This is a genomic window from Clostridiales bacterium, assembly GCA_017569285.1.
GTDB lineage: Bacteria > Bacillota > Clostridia > Christensenellales > Aristaeellaceae > Aristaeella.
The window spans coordinates 2,133,268-2,154,166 of sequence record CP069419.1 but is presented as its reverse complement, the minus strand read 5'-3'; the positions used below and the strand labels follow the sequence as shown (position 1 = coordinate 2,154,166).

General features: G+C 41.8%; 18 protein-coding genes. 1 reads left to right on the top strand and 17 read right to left on the bottom strand.

All coding sequences use genetic code 11. From position 1 onward, the window contains the following. Positions 1 to 2 precede the first annotated feature (2 nt). From JNO48_09370 to JNO48_09350, 5 genes are all read right to left on the bottom strand, one after another. Positions 3 to 1,094 carry a PqqD family peptide modification chaperone gene (locus tag JNO48_09370; GenBank protein ID QTE67411.1) on the bottom strand — a complete coding sequence of 364 codons (1,092 nt, stop codon included), beginning with the start codon at positions 1,092 to 1,094 and terminating at the stop codon, positions 3 to 5. Next, on the bottom strand, positions 1,067 to 2,797 hold the full coding sequence (locus JNO48_09365) for an ABC transporter ATP-binding protein (GenBank protein ID QTE67410.1): 1,731 nt from the start codon (positions 2,795 to 2,797) through the stop codon (positions 1,067 to 1,069). The genes JNO48_09370 and JNO48_09365 overlap by 28 nt, the downstream gene beginning before the upstream one ends. A 16-nt stretch (positions 2,798 to 2,813) precedes the next feature. Continuing rightward, on the bottom strand, positions 2,814 to 3,230 hold the full coding sequence (locus tag JNO48_09360) for a hypothetical protein (protein QTE67409.1): 417 nt from the start codon (positions 3,228 to 3,230) through the stop codon (positions 2,814 to 2,816). 406 nt (positions 3,231 to 3,636) lie between these two features. Continuing rightward, the gene (locus tag JNO48_09355) at positions 3,637 to 3,819 is read right to left on the bottom strand and encodes a hypothetical protein (GenBank protein ID QTE67408.1); all 183 of its coding nucleotides are present in this window, start codon (positions 3,817 to 3,819) and stop codon (positions 3,637 to 3,639) included. A gap of 90 nt (positions 3,820 to 3,909) precedes the next feature. Further along, on the bottom strand, positions 3,910 to 5,061 hold the full coding sequence (locus tag JNO48_09350; protein QTE67407.1) for a radical SAM protein: 1,152 nt from the start codon (positions 5,059 to 5,061) through the stop codon (positions 3,910 to 3,912). A gap of 116 nt (positions 5,062 to 5,177) precedes the next feature. On the opposite strand from JNO48_09350, the gene JNO48_09345 reads away from it, so the two are divergent. Further along, on the top strand, positions 5,178 to 6,644 hold the full coding sequence (locus JNO48_09345) for a nucleotide sugar dehydrogenase (GenBank protein QTE67406.1): 1,467 nt from the start codon (positions 5,178 to 5,180) through the stop codon (positions 6,642 to 6,644). A 40-nt stretch (positions 6,645 to 6,684) separates the two neighbouring features. Here the strand turns inward: JNO48_09345 and JNO48_09340 are convergent, their stop codons facing one another. The 12 genes from JNO48_09340 to JNO48_09285 all read right to left on the bottom strand — a co-directional run bounded on the left by JNO48_09340 (position 6,685) and on the right by JNO48_09285 (position 20,894). Next, the gene (locus JNO48_09340; GenBank protein QTE69733.1) at positions 6,685 to 7,743 is read right to left on the bottom strand and encodes a GDP-mannose 4,6-dehydratase; all 1,059 of its coding nucleotides are present in this window, start codon (positions 7,741 to 7,743) and stop codon (positions 6,685 to 6,687) included. A gap of 43 nt (positions 7,744 to 7,786) precedes the next feature. Next, the gene (locus JNO48_09335) at positions 7,787 to 9,238 is read right to left on the bottom strand and encodes a VanZ family protein (GenBank protein ID QTE67405.1); all 1,452 of its coding nucleotides are present in this window, start codon (positions 9,236 to 9,238) and stop codon (positions 7,787 to 7,789) included. Positions 9,239 to 9,258: 20 nt separating this feature from the next. Then, positions 9,259 to 10,407 (bottom strand): nucleotidyltransferase family protein, encoded by a 1,149-nt coding sequence (locus tag JNO48_09330; protein QTE67404.1) that lies wholly within the window; start codon positions 10,405 to 10,407, stop codon positions 9,259 to 9,261. Between the two features lie 4 nt (positions 10,408 to 10,411). Beyond that, a complete protein-coding gene (locus JNO48_09325) occupies positions 10,412 to 11,533 on the bottom strand; it encodes a DegT/DnrJ/EryC1/StrS family aminotransferase (GenBank protein QTE67403.1) in 1,122 nt (373 codons plus the stop codon). Next, positions 11,518 to 12,528, bottom strand: a complete 1,011-nt coding sequence (locus JNO48_09320) for a hypothetical protein (protein ID QTE67402.1) — start codon at positions 12,526 to 12,528, stop codon at positions 11,518 to 11,520. Before JNO48_09320 ends, JNO48_09325 begins: the two co-directional genes overlap by 16 nt. A gap of 34 nt (positions 12,529 to 12,562) precedes the next feature. Further along, positions 12,563 to 13,834 (bottom strand): ATP-grasp domain-containing protein, encoded by a 1,272-nt coding sequence (locus JNO48_09315; GenBank protein ID QTE67401.1) that lies wholly within the window; start codon positions 13,832 to 13,834, stop codon positions 12,563 to 12,565. A gap of 81 nt (positions 13,835 to 13,915) precedes the next feature. Then, positions 13,916 to 15,118 carry an ATP-grasp domain-containing protein gene (locus tag JNO48_09310; GenBank protein ID QTE67400.1) on the bottom strand — a complete coding sequence of 401 codons (1,203 nt, stop codon included), beginning with the start codon at positions 15,116 to 15,118 and terminating at the stop codon, positions 13,916 to 13,918. 113 nt (positions 15,119 to 15,231) lie between these two features. After that, positions 15,232 to 16,716, bottom strand: a complete 1,485-nt coding sequence (locus JNO48_09305) for a lipopolysaccharide biosynthesis protein (protein ID QTE67399.1) — start codon at positions 16,714 to 16,716, stop codon at positions 15,232 to 15,234. After that, the gene (locus tag JNO48_09300; GenBank protein QTE67398.1) at positions 16,716 to 17,687 is read right to left on the bottom strand and encodes a glycosyltransferase; all 972 of its coding nucleotides are present in this window, start codon (positions 17,685 to 17,687) and stop codon (positions 16,716 to 16,718) included. The genes JNO48_09305 and JNO48_09300 overlap by 1 nt, the downstream gene beginning before the upstream one ends. Before the next feature lie 28 nt (positions 17,688 to 17,715). Next, the gene (locus tag JNO48_09295) at positions 17,716 to 18,852 is read right to left on the bottom strand and encodes a CapA family protein (GenBank protein ID QTE69732.1); all 1,137 of its coding nucleotides are present in this window, start codon (positions 18,850 to 18,852) and stop codon (positions 17,716 to 17,718) included. Next, positions 18,852 to 19,775, bottom strand: a complete 924-nt coding sequence (locus tag JNO48_09290; GenBank protein QTE67397.1) for a glycosyl transferase — start codon at positions 19,773 to 19,775, stop codon at positions 18,852 to 18,854. The genes JNO48_09295 and JNO48_09290 overlap by 1 nt, the downstream gene beginning before the upstream one ends. 18 nt (positions 19,776 to 19,793) lie before the next feature. After that, positions 19,794 to 20,894 carry a glycosyltransferase gene (locus tag JNO48_09285; GenBank protein ID QTE67396.1) on the bottom strand — a complete coding sequence of 367 codons (1,101 nt, stop codon included), beginning with the start codon at positions 20,892 to 20,894 and terminating at the stop codon, positions 19,794 to 19,796. Positions 20,895 to 20,899: the final 5 nt, after the last annotated feature.

Genomic DNA, 20,899 nt, shown 5'->3' with positions numbered 1-20,899 from the left:
GGTCAGTCTTCCGAGATTACGCCGTACTCCTTCAGTTTCGCAAGCAGCGCATCCAGGTCTGCCGCGGCAACTGCTTTCTCCACTTCAAACTCATCCAGGATCGCCTTCAGCAGGTCTTCCCGGGAAATGGGATTCTGCAGTTTCTCCCATACCAGGGCAGAAACTTCGTTCAGCAGGACGGTGCCATTGAACTTACCGATGTTGTCCCCTGTGGGCATCAGGATATACTCGTCCACCACATTTCTGAGAATAAATCCAGGATTTGCTTTCATGTCCTTTTCCTCCTTCAGGTATTCATGCTTTTGAAGGTCACTATACAGTGCCTGAGCATCCTCTGTTGTTGGTCCGCAGAATATGCGAACCATATTGGCCTTCATTGCCAATTTGTTTATATTGGCAATTTGGAGCGCTGCGGTTTCTGTATCCCACATCGGGATAAAGCACTGCTGCATAAGCACTTTGCGTCGCTGAGCATAACTCATTTCACGAATATACACTGATCCGGCACGACGCACCTCACAGATTGCTTTCAGCGGATAATGAACGTTCCTGAAGCATTGCTCTTTGCCGTCCCACGGAACACCATATAGTTCCATATTTCGCACATCAATCAGCGGACGGTCGCCGCTTATCAATTTCGCTCCCAATGCGTCAATCCAGGCCTCCGCCCGGGTAGACTTGCCGGTACCGGAAGGTGCAGTAAAAGCATAAGCTATCCCATCTACTTCCACAGATGCAGAATGCAATGATACATATCCCCTGCGAGCCAGCATACATTCCACTGCAATACGAACGAACCATTCTGCCATCCCTGCAACAATTTCATCCTTTGGAATTTTCCGTATCCTCAGATGCGAATAATCGTTGCTGATAAACAACCCAGACTGTTCATAATTCGGGGGAAAGAAATACCATCCTTCTGGCAATTTCCGATGTACAACAGCCCCCGAACGCAGTTCCTTGCCTTGTGCCGGCAGTTCATCTGTTCCTTCCAGGAATATGTCAGCCTCTGCCGGTTCACAGGCAAACGCTTCAAAACATTTCAACTGGTAAGCAGACTGAAGCGTTACTTCTGCAATTCTGTAGTAATACATAGTTCCTCCTTATCCGATGCCAGCGCTGCCCTTTTCTCCATTCTACCCTCTTTCAGGTGCAGTTGATAATCACAGATGGAAAGTGCCGCCCGGCGATGTGTGACGATCAAGCAAGTCTTTTCCCGCATTGCGGAGATATTCTGCAGCATCCGTGCTTCCGTGTCTTCATCCAGGGCGCTGGTAGATTCATCCAACAACAGAATCGGTGCCCGGGTCAATAAAGCCCTGGCAACAGCCACACGTTGTGCCTGACCTTCGGAAATTCCAACACCACGTTCGCCAAGTTCCACGTCAAGTCCAATTTCCGCCGCCATATCATCAATACAGGCGGTGCGGAGTGCCTGATCAATCTCGGCATCTGTGGCATCATCTGTAAACATGGTCAGGTTCTCACGAAGTGTGCCTGAGAACAATGTATTCCCCTGAGGTACATATGCAAACAAGGAACGAGTTTCCCTACAGGCTGGTGTCTCCATACTTCCGGTCCGGTAAGCCACTTTACCGGAAGTTGGATTATAAATTCCCAGTAAAAGCTGGAACAGGGAGGATTTCCCACCGCCGGAGGTTCCGGTTAATGCAACAAATTCACCTTTCTGAATCTTGCAGCTGATATCCCGCAGCACATCATCCATTCCATCATCATACCGGAATGTCACATGATCCACATTGATTTCATCAAAATCTTTCAGCGTCTCACCGGTTGTTTCCGACGGAAGATCGGTTAATGCCATCAGTCTCTCCGCTGCAGCCGTTACTCCATAGACTTCAGTTGCAATCCCAACCGCACTGGCAATCGGGCCCTGAACCCGGCCAATCAGCTGGATCATAGCTGCCAGGGATCCATATGTCAATTCTCCCCGGAAGATTGCCGCGCAGCCCCACAGCATACAAAACAACCAGGAAAAATCGAACATCACACCCATGCTGTTATTCATGATGGCGGAGAACTTCCCTTGCCGGATCTGTTCTTTTTCCATCGTTTCCTGCCGGCTGTCAATCTGGCGCATGATACGTCCTTCCGACAGGCTTGCTTTGATCAGTCGGATATTTCCGAAAGATTCCTGGATCACGGCATGCAGCTTATCTTCCGCTTCATGCATCCGCTTATATCGATCCTTCATGGGTCTCCGGAACAGCAGCACGATAATGATACCAATCACGCCAGCCACTGCCAGCAGCAACACAAAGCGCCAATCCAGTGCAATCAGAATCGCCGCCGCACCGATAAAACTGACCATTATACTGAGAATACTTGGCAGAATTCCAAGTACCCCGCCGCGAACCGTTCCCGCATCGGAGAATACCCGGTTTACCAATTCTCCGCTGTGATAGGTTTTCAGCGAAGCATATTCTTTGGTCAGGATGTCCCGGATCAACGTTCCCTGCAAACTGCGCTGCAGGTTGGCAGAAGCATGCACCCGTACCAATGAAGAAATATAGCTGATTGCAATTTCAGCCAGCATCAGCAACAGCAACGCAATTCCAAACTTCCACAACCCATCCGGTCTGGAGGAAACTGCCGCATCTATCAGTTCTTTTGTTACAAGGGTTAAAGCAAGTGAACATAAAACCATTGTCACCTGCAAAATACAGATCCAGACGACCTTGCTGTGGACACATTTCGACCACCGGAACACCTGAACCATGGCAGGGCTCTTGAAAATCTTTTTCAGTTTTTGGAAATCTTCAAGATTGATCTTCACCTGAAACCTCACCTGATTACTTTTTAAACAAACGATTCATTCCGCCCCTGAATTTTTCATACCGCTCATATACTTTTCTGGCCTTATGCCAGAATTTTGCCCATCTCAGTCCCCATTTCGGATTTGGATGGATTTCCTTACCATCTCTTTCAATCAATATTGCCCGGCCCCAGATCATCTCTGTGTTACACCATCTGTCCGGTTTTTCACAATGATCTCCCCAGGTCAGCACCTGCCCATCCCGGATTTCCCATACACGATGCATGACATATCGTCCCTTATCCGGCTCAGCAAACAGTACAATATCTCCTAATACCAATTGCCGGTCCACTGGAACAATTGTTACGTAATCAATACCCTTACGAATCAGCGGAAACATACTGTATCCGTTCAATGGAATCCGAACCGGAGGTGCATTTCCCTCCATCGCCATCTGATGCCACTCCGGAATGGGCAAAGACTTGTTCATTTCATAATCACCTAATTATATTATTATACACAAAAAGACATCCCCGTAAAGAGATGCCTTTTTGCAATCCAAATTAATACATCAGATTCCCTGACTCATCCATCAGTCTCTTAATGTCAGCAATTATAATAATACGTTGCCAGGCATTTAAAATATTGTCCATTCGGATCATTGTTGTATTTTAATGATCCTTCTGTCGGTGGATTCGTGGGATTAACATTATTGTTCTGATCTTGATTGCAATAATGCTTGGGAGAATAACAAGCCACAACCGATTCCGAATAGTCAAATACCAGTTTCTCGGCCTTTGGCACTTCGTACTGCTTCTTCATTCTCGATTCTTCGCTTTCGCTTAACATTAAATAGATTATTAGGTCGCAAGATTATTAGTGGTAGAATAAACAGGAGTAGATTCACATTTGGGCTCACCAATCCTGGCTACATCCGTCCTGGTAACCAAATCGTGGCAAAGGCTGGTATTAGATGCTACTACAGCATCAGAGTAGTCAAACACCACTTTTTCAACCTTGGGAGCTTCATACGTTTTTTTCATGTTTTTGTCCTCCGATAATTTTTTATATATTCACAAGCCTGGAAATCCAGTCTGATGAATCACAATTTGTTAACTGCCAATTCAAAACCTTTAATCGCATTCCAAGTCCGGAAGATATCGTACACCGTTACAAACAAATCGCTTTGTCTGTTCGCATAGTTGCTCCGGCTTTTTCCCGGGTTCTGCGAATCGTAGCTGATTCCCTGCACATTTGTTACATACTTCGGCATAAGCACAACCATCGCAGCCGGAATACCGTGGCCAATTATTTGCTTCAAAGTTTACCTTTTCCCACGCCTTCTTTATCCCTACCTGCAACGGGAATGCCTGTATCATATCTAACTGGTTACATGGCATCATTGTGCCTTCCCAGTTAATGACGAATCCGGATCGTCCGCCGCCGCATTGAAGGCCTCGTTTCTCTCCATCAACGTCCTTTCCACATTCAGGGGGAAGCATCTCCGCTGCAATCTCCCGGATTTCCCTGCCGTTCATTTCATTCATCAACCGGTAAATCCGGATGTACATATCCGTTTCCGGATCATCCTTCTGTTCAGCCCGCCCAGTATCCGCCCGTGGAGAAAAAATGGAATTGTTGACCGCTACAGCTCTTTTCAGACTCTTGGCAACCCGAATTGTTTCCAGTACATCCTCTCCAAGAAAACTGCAGGGGGTCACACTGATGGATACTGGCAGTCCGGCATCGATAGCCTTGCGGATATTCTCCATCACCCTGCTGAAAGCGCGCTTTCCGGTCACACGTTCATAAACATCGTCATTCCACCCATACAGCGTGACATGAATCTCAGCTGGACAATGCTCCCTGAAAAACTGAATTCTTCTGTCATCCAGCAAGAATCCGTTTGTCAGAACAAGAACCTGACATCCCAGACTGTGCAGATACAGGAACAGCTCATCAAAACCCGGATAAGCCAGACATTCTCCGCCAGTCAAGGATGCATTCATCATTCCGGCTTCCCAGGCCTGATGCATCAGATCCTTCCAGGTATCTACAGAAAGAATCTTCCGATCATTCAACTGATCAACGTTCAGGTGCACATAACACATCTTGCAACTGAAATTGCACAGCGGTGTCAGCTCAAACTGGCCACTGATCGGAACGCCTTTTTCGCGGGCTTTAATGCTCAGATAACGAGTAACATTATCAAAGCGCTGTATTTCTTTCCCATTCTGCTCCCGAAGAATATCCAGAAGTTCAAATGCGTTAACCGGTTCTTTCATCAGCCCGTTCCTTCCCTTATGTTCCGGACAAAAACATTATACGGTCCTATTGACAAAAAGTAAATAATGTTTTATCCTTTTTTTGTTGTTATTCGCAACATTTATGGAGGTGCAATATGAGAAACTTCTCCATCTCTAAACTGGCGGAGATCATTCTTGCTCAGCGAAAGGCGCTGAACCTTACGCAGCAAGAGCTTGCGGACAAAGCAGGCATCAACCGTTCCATGCTTTGCCGCCTGGAAAACCAGGATTATGTTCCCTCCCTGGACCAGCTCACCCGTCTGGCCAACACCCTTCAGTTTGATGTGACCGATGTTTTTATCGAATATAATCCCCCCGTGTTCAATCATGTTGTTCCAAGGAACATCACGGTTTTCGGTGCGGGATACGTCGGTTTATCCATCGCCACCCTGCTGGCCCGGCATCACCACGTGAAACTGGTGGATATCGTTTCGGAGAAAGTAGACATGGTCAACCGCCGCATCAGTCCGATCCAGGATGAATACATTGAAAAACATTTTGCCAAGGCCGATCTGGATCTGACCGCCACACTAGACGGAGAATCCGCCTGCCGGAACGCAGAGTTTGTGGTGATCGCCGCACCGACCAACTACGACCCGAAGAAGAATTTCTTCGATACCTCCGCTGTAGAGAATGTCATTGAAACCGTTCTCAAAGCCAATCCCAATGCCATGATGGTCATCAAAAGTACTATTCCGGTTGGGTACACGGCCCACGTACGTGAAAAGTTCGATACACAGAACATCCTGTTCTCTCCGGAATTCCTGCGGGAATCCAAAGCCCTGTACGATAACCTGTATCCCAGCCGGATCATTGTCGGATGCGACGAAGCCACCCGTGAAAAGGCAGAAATCTTCGCTGGGTTGCTACGGGCCGCTGCCCTGAAGCGTGAAGTCGAAGTCCTGCTCATGGGCCTTACGGAAGCAGAAGCTGTCAAACTCTTCGCCAATACCTACCTGGCCCTGCGTGTTTCCTACTTCAATGAGCTGGACACCTATGCTGAAACCAAGGGTCTGAATACCCGGGATATCATCCAGGGGGTCTGCCTCGATCCCCGGATTGGGACTCATTACAACAATCCATCCTTCGGCTACGGCGGTTACTGCCTGCCTAAGGATACCAAACAGTTGCTGGCCAACTTCGAAAACGTTCCGCAGAACATGATGACTGCCATTGTGGAAAGCAACCGCACCCGGAAGGACTTCATTGCGGACCGTGTGCTGGAACTGGCCGGCGCCTATGAAGCCAATGACTCCTGGGATGAATCCAAGGAAAAGAAAGTGGTCATCGGTGTATTCCGCCTCACTATGAAGAGCAATTCCGACAACTTCCGCCAGAGCTCCATCCAGGGTGTCATGAAACGGATCAAGGCAAAAGGCGCCACGGTCATCATCTACGAACCACCCCTGGAAGACGGTACTACATTTTTCGGAAGCAAGGTAGTTAATGATATCCGGAAGTTCAAGCGGCAGAGCGATGCCATTATCGCCAACCGCTATGACACCTGCCTGGACGATGTTGTCAGCAAGGTCTACACCCGTGATCTGTTCCGCCGTGACTAAAGCAATCCCAACGTTATCTCAAAGCATGAAGATTATCTCTTCATGCTTTTTCTTTACCGTAATACTCCTTGTACCACTCTGCGAACGCCCTCAGGCCTTCCCGGATTCCGATTGTCGGCTTAAAGCCATAGTCTTTTTCCAAGCCTGTGGAGTCTGCATAAGTCACCGGCACATCCCCCGGCTGCATGGGAACCAATTCCCGATGCCCTTCAAAATCATAATCTTCCGGCAAAACTTTCGCCCGGACCAGTTCTTCCTGGAGTGTGGAAATATAATCCAACAGGTTTTCCGGTGTCCCTCCGCCAATGTTATACACGGCATAAGGCGGAATGGGCAGTCCGTCCTCCCCTGTCGTCTTTTCCGGAGCGCCCTGCATTACGCGGTATACTCCCTCGACAATATCATCCACGAATGTAAAGTCCCGCTTGCAGTTACCGTAGTTGAATATCTGGATTGTTTTTCCCGCAACCAGCTTCTGCGTCGCAGAGAAATAGAACATATCCGGACGACCGGCAGGTCCATATACCGTAAAGAATCTCAAGCCGGTAGAAGGAATGTTATATAGCTTCGAGTAGCTGTGTGCCAACAATTCATTGCTCTTTTTAGTCGCTGCATACAGTGATACCGGATTGTCTACCTTGTCATCTGTGCTGAACGGTACCTTCTTGTTTCCACCGTAAACAGAAGAGGAAGAAGCATATACCAGGTGTTCCACAGGATAATGCCTACAGGCTTCCAGAATGTTAAAGAATCCGATCAGGTTGCTTTCGATATATACATCCGGATGATCAATAGAATAGCGCACACCCGCCTGGGCCGCCAGATTGACCACAACCGCCGGATGATAGGTTTCGAAAACATGATCAACCAGTTCCTTATCCGCAATCGACCCTTTGACAAAAGCATGCTGGACCCGTGAACTCTTTGCGGCTTTCTCAATCAGACCAAGCCGATATTCTTTCAACTGCGGATCATAATAATCATTCATGTTGTCAAAACTGATGATCATTCCGCCTGTCATTTCCCGCAAAAGGCGAAGCACCAGATTCGCCCCAATAAATCCGGGACTTCCGGTTACCAGAATCGTTTTGCCATTCAGATCAATCGGTGTCTTCATTTCTTATCAAACCATCCCTGTTATTTCATTTTCCAAATTTTAAACTTTTATTGAACAAAATGTCTTTTTGTTCGAATAACAGTTTTTCCATTCCAAACCCAATAAGCCCGCCAAGGGAATTGCTGAAAATATCATCCAGTTCACAAAATCCAATTCCTAACAAACTTTGTATCACTTCAATCAGAATACTGAACACAATCGGAACCAATAACATCCAGCCCTTTGGTTTAATCCGATACAGTATTGCCCCGAGAGGAATAAACAGCCAGATATTTCGAATAATTCCTGTTCTGGCATCATGATCCGTCAACAATCTTCTATACTGCCATAGCAAACCGCCTGTCTGTCCTCTTGCATTCTCCCGATAAACCAGCGTCATATAGATGATAACAGTAATATACAGCAGGAGTAAAACAGCGTTCAGTTTACGGTTCATCATTGCAGAAAGAATCACTATAACCAATGCACCGGGGATAATAATCCACGCTTTGTTATACAGAAATCTTTTGAGGTTGAATGCCTCATTTCCATTCTGATCCAGATATGACAACTGATTGTCTTCCTGCTTTATTCCATACTGTCCTTCACTAAGCGAAAATGGATTGCCATCAATATCATAATATTGCTCGGTAGCCACTCTGTTATCAGCGTGGTAGCTTCTGACAATTGTCGTATATCCTTTTCTGGTAATAATTGGTTTCCCTTCTTCATCCAAATATGTCAGAACAGCCATCTGGCCGTTTTCATCGTATTCTTTATGCACTCCATACTGTCCCAGGGAGAGTGCTTTCGGTTTCCCATTCTCATCAAAATAGAACTCACTCTCTGGTTTTCCATAGTACGGACTTTCAGTTTCGTAGAAATTTCTGAGAATCATCGCATACCCCAAACCCACAACAGCCGGACGATCTTCTTCATCCAGATAAGTGGTTTTATAGTTTCTCCCATTTTCATCATATTCATTCAGGTATCCGCAGCCAAATGTAGAAGTAAATACAGGATTCCCTGATGTGTCATAATACTTTTCAGTCTTAATCTTCCCCGTATCATAGAATGTTAGATACTTATCAGAATACTCTTCTTTTGTTATTACAGGCATATCATTTTGATCGAGATATGTTATATGATAGATATACCCTGCCTCATTGATTTCCTTACGCAGTGCATAATAACCCGGATATAAACTGACCGGCTTGCCTTGATCATCGTAGAAATGTTCAACTCTGTATTTTTCGCCTTTGAATTTGATTATTGTCGCATACCCAAGATCAGCCGCTACTGTTAAATTACCGTTCTCATCTAGATAATCTATTCTTTCTGTATTATCTTCCCTGGTTATTCTTTGTTTCAGAGTAACTGCTCTGTCCTGCGATTTCCCCGGAGCTGCCTGTAGCATCAATATCATGATTGAAACAATTACAAAAAGAATCATTATTGCCGGCAATAACAGCTTCTTTATCTCTATGCAATTCTTCATAAGAATCCGCCTCAAAGAAACTATTCTTTAATATATTTCCCGTTTTTGTACACAGCAAGTCCTTTGGTGGATTGCCTTACACCTAATGCTTTAAACATCTTGATTCTTTGTTTTGCTGCTTTATGCTCCTTCTTTATTTCTGCCGTTGCATCCGCCCTGCTCAGGCCTCTCTTGATGTATCTGACCGTCTGATATATCCATGCAAACGGCCGTAAAATTGCATGCTTCTGAGCCGCTTTCCAGTTCGCCATGCCCCGATCTGTCAGAAGACCAAGCATGGATTTGGGAGTACTGCCAAAGTAAAAGACATTTTCTCCTGTACCAATATTCTCAGAACGCACATTCCCGAAATTTCCGCAAGCCAGGATATAATCCATCAACTGCTTACACAGTTTTTCATCTGCCCGGCTGCACCATTCCCTGTGCGGAAGCCCCAGATACAATTCGCACATCCTGGTCGCAACAATTGCCAGCGAATCAAGCCCTATTGCTTTCGCATAATTCTGAAACGACAGCCATTTTTCATCCGGCAAACATTTATCAACAAACATCATCCAGTCGATAATCTGGCGAAGCCCAAGACCACGTTCCAAATGTTGATTGATATGTTCCAACAAAACAAGTCCGTTGATATCATCAGGAAGCATATGAGATGAACCAATGTTCTCTATAATCAGATCATCCATATACTTCGCCTGTTTCGGATCATTCAGTGACGCGAAAAACCGGTGCAGCTCAGCCAACACATCGTTTTTAAGAAAGCCCACTTCCCGGTCCAGTTCTTTGGAAATAACAAATCCACCTTGCAGCAATTCCTGATATGCCTGATCAAAATCCTCTCTTCGTGTAATAATATCGATATCGCCAATTATCCGGTATTCCGGATAGGGATAATACTGAGCGGCAGATGATCCTTTTAAGACTACATAAGGCACAGTAATGGGTAGATGATTCTGCACATAATTAACCTGTGCATTATACACAACCTGCCGCATTATGCTGGTCTTCCATTCCATCCGCAAATCGTCAGGCATTTCAATCCGTGAAAGTGCAGATGCTGCCAGGGCATCAATCATATGATATGCCAGCACATCATATGTATCCCGGTCCACAGTTACTTTCTCACTGTTCCAGAATATCAGTTTTATTACATCAAATACAGAAGACATTCCTTTACCCCTTCAGTATTATATCGCAAATCCTGTCTACATTTTCAGAAGACAAATCCGCATAAAGCGGCAATGTCAGCACCCTGTCTGCCAGGTATGCAGCTATTGGCGTCCTTTCCGCTCCTGCAGTTGGATAATTCTGATAACATTCAAAGGCGTTCGTAATCGGATAAAAATACTTTCTTGCAGTGATATCCTGTTCTCTCAGTTTTTGATATATTTCATCTCTGCTATACGCATAGCCATCAAATACAACAGGAAAATATGCATAGTTTGGTTCGACGTCATCCTGAGGTTTACATAAACGAATACCAGGAATGCCTTCCAACCTTTCCCTGTAACGTTCCACAACTTTTCGGCGTTTTTCAATCTCTTCGTCAATATGCCGCAGGTTGCAAATACCCATGGCCGCCTGGAACTCATTCATCTTGGCGTTTCCGCCAACAAACATAACACTTTCCGGACCGCGGATACCAAAGTTTTTCATGTCATTCATGGTACGAACCAGATCATCATCCGCAAAGCAGACAGCGCCACCCTCTATTGTGTTAAAGACTTTCGTAGCATGAAAGCTGAACATGGAGGCATCTCCGAAATTTGCAGCAGAGATACCTTTATATTTCACAGCGAAAGCATGTGCTGCATCATAGATCACTTTCAGATGATACTTATCTGCTATTGCTTTGATCTTTTCAACATCGCACATGTTGCCATACACATGAACGGGAACAATCGCCACTGTTCTTTCTGTGATAAGTCCCTCAATTTTATCTGCATCCAATGTATAGTCATCCGGCCGTACATCACAGAACACCGGAACAAGATTATTCCGCACAATTGCATGCGTTGTCGATGCAAATGTGAATGGAGTGGTAATCACTTCAGATCTCAGAGGAAACTTCATGGCAGCTATTACATTTTCCAGTGCCAGATGCCCATTGGTATACAGAATTACATGAGGGCACTCCAGGTATTCCTCAAGCTGTCTTTGTAATTCCTTGTGTTCCACACCCATGTTAGTAAGCCAATGACTGTCCCAGAGCTTTCGAATTTCCTCGCAATACTCTTCAAAGGACGGCATGGAAGAACGGGTAACAAGTATTTTCCCTTTTAAATCATTTCCCATAATTGTTCATATCCTTTACTTATTGCCTTTTTATAAAATGAATATGCAACTGCGATATCAACAAATGAAAGGCCTATAGAATTAAAATAAATAAATTCTTCATCTGATTCTCTCCCTGGTTTATCACCACAGATTATTTCATCAAGATTAGCATATATATCATCATCTTTTAGCTCCCCTTTTTTGAATAACCTTGCTATTGTTGGTGAACCTCTATGCTTCAAGGCATCCCAATTATCACAAATTATCTTTTTTGCTTTCAAAGGTACCGAATAATCATCTTCCCATCCCCCAACATGGCAATAAAATGCCCCCGGTTTTATTGCTTCTGATTTCAGCAATGGCTTTTGACAACTAACAGCTGTAACGATTATATCTGCTTTGTTCGTTGCCATAAAGTAATCCGAATGGCATGGAATAAACTCAACATCACAATAATCAGTGGATAACTCACTAATAAAGTCTTTTTCGCTCTCTTCTGTACGAGAAGCAACATAACATGTTGTTATGTTAGGAATGGCATATTTTATCGCTTTAAAATGCGCTCGGGCTTGTACTCCAGCACCAATTGATCCATAGATGGTACTATTCTTTCGTGCCAAATATTTTGCCCCTATTGCCCCCATACAAGCTGTTCTTAATGCTGTAATTAATGTCCCGTCCATTACAGCAAAAGGATAACCTCTTTTAATTTCAGAAAGCACTATTATCCCAGAAACATTAGATATTGCATATCGTTTAGGATTGTTAGGAAAAACGGACACCCATTTTACACCACATATATTGTTCTCTAATAATGTCGAAGGCATGCAGTTGATTCTGTCTTGAGTTTCGTTATTAAATATTTGAGATATCTTTTCAGGAAGTATGATATTACCTCTGTGATATTGCCTAAAAGCCTCTTCAATAACAGCAAAAATGTCTTTATAATTCACACATCCAGCAGATATTTGATCTTTTTGCGATATCAGGTGTATTTCCATATTATTTTCCATCTTAAGATTATCTCCTATTTCTTCAACAAAATAGTCAGTTTATACAATTATTATCAAACAAATTAAATAATTGCTCATTCTCCATTTCATCATATACATGGATAGTTCGCATTATGTCTGATTCAATATTTATTATAGATTCTTTATCTTTCGCAACAAAATGAATATACGCAAAAACTTGTTGTGCAGACCCCCAGTTTTTAATTGTGTCTCCCAAATAATGCACTGAAACAATATTGCGCAAATAGGATTTTTGCTTTAGTTTTTCTACACCTTCGATTCGAGTAATGACCCCTGGCTTCACATGAATAGGAAGAATACAATACAGATGATCTCTGTCGATTTTTCTTTCCTCATATGTCGCATTTTGACCTGTCAAAGCATACTCAATTTGGATGTCTAATTGATTTATGCCATAAAAATACTCAACAGGATAATATGTTAAAGATCCACCAAACCTATACCCCATCTCATTAAAAGTAAATGTTCCATTATTGTAAAAAGCTTCAATCCACACCACTCCATTTTTGATTTTTAGATCAGTCAACATGCGCTTAACAGAATCATTTATAGTGCTTAGATATTGATTTTCATGTTCAGAAGGATAGCATTGAAATGACATTATTGGAGCGCCATCATCAAACACCTTTTTTGATCGTTTATCTGACATTCCACTATATAATACTAAACCATCAATCACAGTGTAATTGATAATTACGCTATATCTGTAATCCATTAATTGCTCTACCAAAACGCTTCCTGTTGGTGTGAATTGCTTAGCCTTTTGATAGGCCTCTTCTAATTCATGAGCATTGCTGCATATTGAAAAGCCCCTGCTTCCACTGCCATCAGCAGGTTTAACTATAACAGGAAATTCCTTTTCTCCTATATTGTTGCTCTGTATATCCTTTTCTTTGTACTCTTTGCTAACAGGAATCCCATGTTCTATACAAGCTCTTTTGAATTCCTGTTTATTTTCCAGCTGATTCCATTGCTTTTCAGTACAATAGCAAGGCAATCCCAACTTCGGACACAGTTGTATCATTTTTCTTATATTGAACTCATGAACACCTGTGTATACTCCATCAACCTTTGCATATCTAGCCTTCTCTTCCAATTGATCTATTTCAGATGTGCTTATATCCCAAGTCTCATCTGCTATCATCTTGGCAGGAGATTCTGATTCTTTCAAATAGTCTGTTACAATAGTATAAATGCCCATTTGCTTTGCTCTTTTGACAAGTTCACACGAGCCAATTGGTTTTCCCCCAAGTATCAGCAATTTTTTACCATCATATTTATTCATGTATTATTCCCCCATTCCCCTATATAGATTTGTTCTTTTTATTTTCTTAGATAATTTTTTCCCCTACTTGTAATTGCATATCTAATTTTCTCCCTGAAGTACAATTTTGACGTGTTCATTCATGTTTTTTTCCATCTCAATCATACATTGCATACTGGGGAATTTAAAGAACACAATTCCTAAAGTTTCTGAAGCATTTGAAAAATAGTGTATTTCATCTCCCTGCTTTTTATATATTTTTTTGAAAACAATATATTGTTCTATTTCTTTACTAAACTCAATACGTTTAAGTAAGCCAAATCGATCACAGTGGATATTCAGTGTGGCATAATATGGTTCTCCCACCTTCATAATAGGACGTATAGTTTGACCCATGGCTGCACGAATACTCATTTCTACCATATCACATCCAAATATTAATCCCAACAAATCCGGAATCATATTGCCACCACTTCGTGGACCTACATCTATCAAAAAGGCCCTATCGTCTTTATCAATCACCAACTCGACGTTCATTGGCCCAAATTTAATTTTCAATAACGAAACCAATTTTTGAAGCGTACACTTCACATTCTCCATATCAGATTCCGATATAATTGGAGGATAACTTTTCCCGACAGGGACAAGCGGATTCACACTGGCATCCCTATGGCAATTCATTAACCCCCATTGAATTATTTGTCCTTTGGATACAAAAATATCTCCACCAATTAAATATGGATGCTTTTTCTCAATATATTCTTCAATAATGATACAATGCGAACGCGAAAATGAAAATGCTGTATCAATTGCTTCTTCAAACGAATCCAAAGCCTTTAAAACTGTTACTCCTTTTGACCCTGAGGAGTCCACTGGTTTTATTATTATTGGAAATGAGAAATTAATAATATCAGCATACGCTTTCTTTTTATCATTGTATCCAACAGCTCTAGGAGTACAAAAACCATTTTTCTTCAAAAATATCCGAAACATGTCCTTATTGCACAACGTATTCACAGCGCTATAAGGATTCGTTGGTAAACCCATTTTTTCCGCTACATATGCAGCGGTAGGAGCTGCTGGATCTGATGCGTAGGCAATAATATAATCTATTTTTTCCTGCTGGGCGATCCTCAAAATTGCTTCTTTATCGGTTGTACTCTCCTGATAAAACTTATCAGAATAATGTTGCCCGGGATTATCCGGAAGATAATCGCACAGTATCGTATATAATCCCAGGCGCTTAGCTGTTTCAATAGCAATTACCTGCTGAGAAGAACCTCCTAGCAACAATATTTTATCCATACACGTTCGCATATATTGATCCTTTATATGCTTTTCTCCTTTATGCTAATATTTCATTGGGTGAACTATATATCCTTTTAGATAAGCATGATGGCATAATGAAATTTTGTCTTTTACTCTGTTTGATCCTGATCTATCGCAAGTTCTTTCTTTTTATGAAAGTTATGTTTGATCATCTCCATCAAATAATCATAAGATTGAATTTTTAGGATTTTTGAACCTGCAATATAAATTATTATACCAAGCAGAACTTGAATAAGAAGCGTTAAGAAGTCACTTAACCCAAGAAATGTTAACAAATAAACACATAGTCCCATTACTGTTGCCAAACTTATATTAGGAAGAACATCCTTTACCTGTTCTTTTAGTGTATAGTTTTGAAGTTTTCGATTTGGCCATGAATTAATTACAAGTCCCAAAAATGCACTAACTAATAAACTATAAGCCATTGCCATAACTCCAAACCACATTGTTGAAAACAGTAGCAATAAACCTATTGCTTTTTTTATATTTTCAAGCTTTAAAAAAATATCACTTCGTCCCATCGCTTTTATTGCATTTAAATTAGCTGTATGTATGGGATATAGCATAAAGGTAATACAGAAAATGCGCATATACGGCACACAATCAAGCCATTTATCAGTTAATACCAACCGAACAATTGGTTCTGCGCAAACAGCCATTCCTATCATAAGTGGTGCCATAATATACATACCATTTTTGATGGCAATTCTAGTAATATCTTTTACTCTTCCTTTATTGTCTTGTACTTGAGACATGGTTGGAAACAATACACTGTTTATGGATGTGTTAACATTGTCCATGATTAAGCTAGGGAACTGTCGTCCTCGATTGTAGAAAGCCAAATCTTCAGATGTGTACATTTTCCCGATTATTAACTGTCTTAGTTCTTTGTATCCTGTATCGATTAAAGCTGAAGCTAATAATTTCCATCCGTACGACAGCAAACCCTTCAGTCTGTCAAAAGAGAACATTTTTTTAGGTCTCCACTTGACTGTAATCCACAGAATTATAGTATCCATAGTGATATTGAAGAGTTGCTGCGCCACTAATGCCCATACACCATAACCTTTATAGGCCATATAAATACCAATGATTGCAGCTCCAATGGTTCCACCCAATGTGGCAAAAAAGAACCTTTTGAATTGCATCGTACGAGCAACATAAGCTTGTTGAATATTCTTTATTCCAGAAACCACCACAGTCAAACATAATACCCGAATAATGGGAACCAGTGATAAATTGTTATAAAATTGCGCAATAGCCGGCGATGCCAAAAACATAATAAGATATAGTACTAAACAGATCACCACATTAAAATAGAAAACACTGGAAAAATCCAGATCATCTGCTTCCTTTTTCTGAATCAATGCGCTTCCCAGGCCGCTATCAATAAACACATTGAGAAGAGTCGTAAAGACCGTTACCAATGCAATTGTTCCATATACATTAGGTTCAAGGAGCCTGGCTAAAACGATAGATACAATCAGAGAAACCCCCTGAGCACCTATTCGTTCTGCAAACCGCCATACTAACCCACTGACTACCTTCGATTTGGTATCTCCATTCTTCTCCATTAGGCTTTTCTCCAAATCTTCTTAATTTTCCTTGTCACCATATTCACCAACTCTTTTAATACCAAGAAGTCAATGTATATTCTTTGCCCAAATGAAAAAGTATTTGTTATCGTTCTCATTTCATCTGCTGCATATTGGTAATATCCTGTTATCTTCCCGATTTTTACCAACGCTACTTTTATACATTTTCTTTTTGAAAAATCATATTTGTTATCAAAATAATCTTCGACATTTGTAAAGATTTGAATAAAGAGTTTTGTGTATTTTAAAGGGTCTTTTTTATTTCGAATTGTAAAACTTGAGCTGTCACTTTTCCCAGCTATTCTATGCGCAGCCATTACATCTTTCATCACATAAATTGGTCCATAATCATATAAAACAGAAAATGATATAATATCACCCATGGTTGGAGTTTTTCGCCTTAGTTCAATATATCTTGGATCATTATTCGGAAAGATATTTCTCCTGAAGATTGTACATGTATGGACAGAATAAGGCTCATTCTGCCAATCTTTCATTGTTTTAATTATATCTTCCTGTAAATCCAGATTTGTATTTGCAATAATGTTACCAGATGGATCAACCGTCATATTATCACTGCATACTGCACTATATTCAGGATGCTTTTCAAGTAAATCATATTGTTTTTGCAGTTTATGCTTGTCCGTCCAGTAATCATCACCTTCAACTATTGCTACATATTTCCCTTTTATGAACGGCCGTATACTTGCACTGTTAGCACTTGGGCCTAAATTTTCATCATGCAATATGAGAATTAACTGATCGCCATATTTTTCTTTATACTCCAATAGAATCTGCCGTGTATTATCTGGCGATGCATCTTCCGCCACTATAACTTCAAACGGGAAAGATGTCTCTTGAGTCAACACGCTGTCAAGACACTGCCTTATATATTTTTCATGACCATAAGTGATAATCGTCACTGATACTTCCGGTTTTTTGTCGTTCATATCATTCTCTTCCTTTTCTGTTGTGAAATCATTCATTGTCCACTTTATTATTCAATGCCTGCAACACCAATTCCCTATGAGCTTCACATTCGATAAAATTCCTGATAACAGTGCCATAATGATCAGTATATTTCTTAATAAACATCTTTTTTAGTCTTTGACCCGATAGTTTGTTAAATGCCTTAAACGCAATGTTATCTTCCAGCCCGCTAAAATGCATTACATAATTCGCCAGATTGTCTTCAGCAAAATTCCGGTATTTAGCTGCAATAACAGTATCGTCTTTTATTTCATCACTCCGGGAATGGAAACTATTCAATATTGATTCAACTTCATCATCAGAAGCACATCTTGCTTTATGGTCATTCTTTACAATGGGTTTATAATCTATTTCTCCATTGTTTTCAATACAAACAAGCAAACCACTATTCCAGTATTCATTATCCTGACTGTCAAACAGGAAATTACCCTGGCCGTAAACAATCGTTCCATTCAGATATTCTTCCTTGCAACCTATGCAGTGGCTATGCTGGCAAACAACGAGATTCGCGCCTTTCTCAATCAGTTTTCTGCATGTCTTCTGCAATTCGGGAGACGGATATCTGTAGTGCTCCTTGCCTCCATGGTATAAAACGATTACATAATCACATTCGTTTTTTAATTGCTCAATATGATCTGGCGATTCCAGCGGATCAAAAGGATTTGCGCCGGGATAATCTTCCCTAGCGATGGAAAACTCATGTTCCGCACACGCATACACACCATATTTTATCCCATTTACAGTAAAGAAGAAAGGCTTTGAAGCTTCTTCCACATTATTGCCAACACCCACATATGAAATATTGGCTTTATTCAATGTCTCTTTCGTAGATGACAGGCCCTGAATTCCCTGGTCCATAATATGATTGTTAGCAAGGGTTAGCAAATCTATCTTCATGTTCCTGATTGCTTCCACACTACGGGTAGAAGCAATCAAATTCGGACCGCATTTGGTAATTGGATCTTTTTTGTCTGTCAGCGGGACCTCAAGATTCAGAATCCTGTAATCTGCATTATTTATAAGAGTTTGTATCTGGTCATCAATCAATTCATTTATTGCACCATTTTCAAAATGATGAATATTTGATGCAGTTGGAACAATATCCGCGCCGATAATGATCATTATTACACGTCCCTTTCCGGCAGTTTAATCCAGTCGCCCAGTTTATAATCCCATTCATCCGGAGTGAACTCTTCAAATCCGCAGCCCGGGAAAAAGGTATATTCTCCAAAGAAAATCTCGCTTTTTATTGAGTAAAAATCAATTCTGACAAACGGCATACCCTTTGACATCCGCTCTGCATATTCAATCATTTTGCTGAGTGTCGCCGGCTTAGGTACCCCCTCCTCTTTCCTGGGATAATGACGCGTAAACGGCAACATATTCCAATCCCGGTCAAAAAAAGTTATATGCAGCCCTTGCGAAGAAAAACGGTCAGTACAGGCAAAAATGCACTTGACTTCACCGTCAAAACACATGAATTTGTAATCTTTCAGTTCATCAGAATCATCATCCTGAACATACTCTTCAGCAATGATTCTTGGCTGAACTTCTTTATAGACCCACTCACGCCCATAATGATACATATTCGCATTCAGTGCACGCTGCAGATCTTTCTTTGCCGTTTCAAAATCGAATCCGGATTTGTCCTTGCAAATAATCACACTACCGCTATCGTGAGTACATTTTAGAACAAACTGATCCGGAAGGCCATCAAAATCAATTTCATCCGCATTATTCCAAACGCCAAGCGTGCGGATCAGTTTAATATCCGGATATTTCTCCGCGATATAGGTCTTCACAGCATATTTATCAACCATCTGTACATAGTCCGGATTGTGATAATACAGCTTCATCCATTGCAGTTTCTCATTGAACCCTTTGGGATTCTTAAGATCAAGTCTCTTCCCTACCATTCCCCAATAAAACATCTTTAAATATGGTTTATCGGGAATCCAATCCAGACATCTGTTGCTGGCTAAAAAAACAACCAACTGCCTTGGATTGGTGGCAAGTTTCGTGAATGTCTTCAATTTCTTAGGAATCATAGGCTTTCCATCCTTTGTTCAATTGCTGCCGGGTACATTGTGTTTATCACAAACACGCAACAGATAATTCTCCCACTGATCCATGATCTTTTCCGGAGCAAATCTGATGACAACATCTTTGGCATTCATCGCACACTTATCGCGAAGCTGTTTATCATCGGCAAACTCACTCATGGCTTCCGCTACCTTTTTACTGTCACCGACCGGTGCCAGAAGGCCGTTCTCCCTGTTCTGGATTACCATCCTTGCCCCACCGGGAGAACTGTCTGTGGAAACCACCGGGAATCCAGCTGCCATCGCTTCCAGCATGGCATTGGATATTCCTTCAAAATCGGAAGTGATCAAAAAGATATTCCCCGGTTTCATTTCCTTGTATGGTTTACCCGCATACCCAAGGAACTGAACAGTATCCTGGAGATCTTTATCATTTACCCACTGCCTGACTGCCTGTTCATCTTCCCCTGTCCCGTACAGTTTTAATATATACTCCGGATGAGTTTTATGAAACAGGCTGAAGGCATCTATCATCACATCATATCGTTTTTGAAAGTTTTCAAATCTGCCGAAGGAAACAACCGCTTTGTCTTCCAAATCGTCTTTCTGATCATCACAAGATACCAGAGTGACCGGATTTGGAATTACAGTTGAACGTTCCTGAAGCCCCTTCTCAAAGTATTCTTTTGCTCCATAGGTCTGAAAAACGGCACCTGCGGCATGATTGATCAGTTTCCAGTATGGATATGTACGCCATCTCTTTAAGTTTTCCACATACGGATCACCACGTTCGGAAAAAACCACCGGTATGCGCAAATGTTTTGCAGCGAGACAGGCAATCCATGCCGGTGTGCTTTTAAACGCGACAATAACATCCGGCTTATCGGACTGGATGAATTCCCTCAGTTTGAGAATCTTGTCTATCTTTTCTACATAACGTACATCTCGGGTCTGAATATGTCCCACCTTTATGTTCGGATCCAGCGACTGTACTTCTTCTTTTTCTTCAAGAAGATTGGCAATGCTGACAGCATGATTCCTCTTGCTCAAACCGTTAGCCACAAATGCGAGCATTTTCTCGGCTCCACCATACGAAAGTGAAGATGCAGCAAACATTACTTTCATAAAGC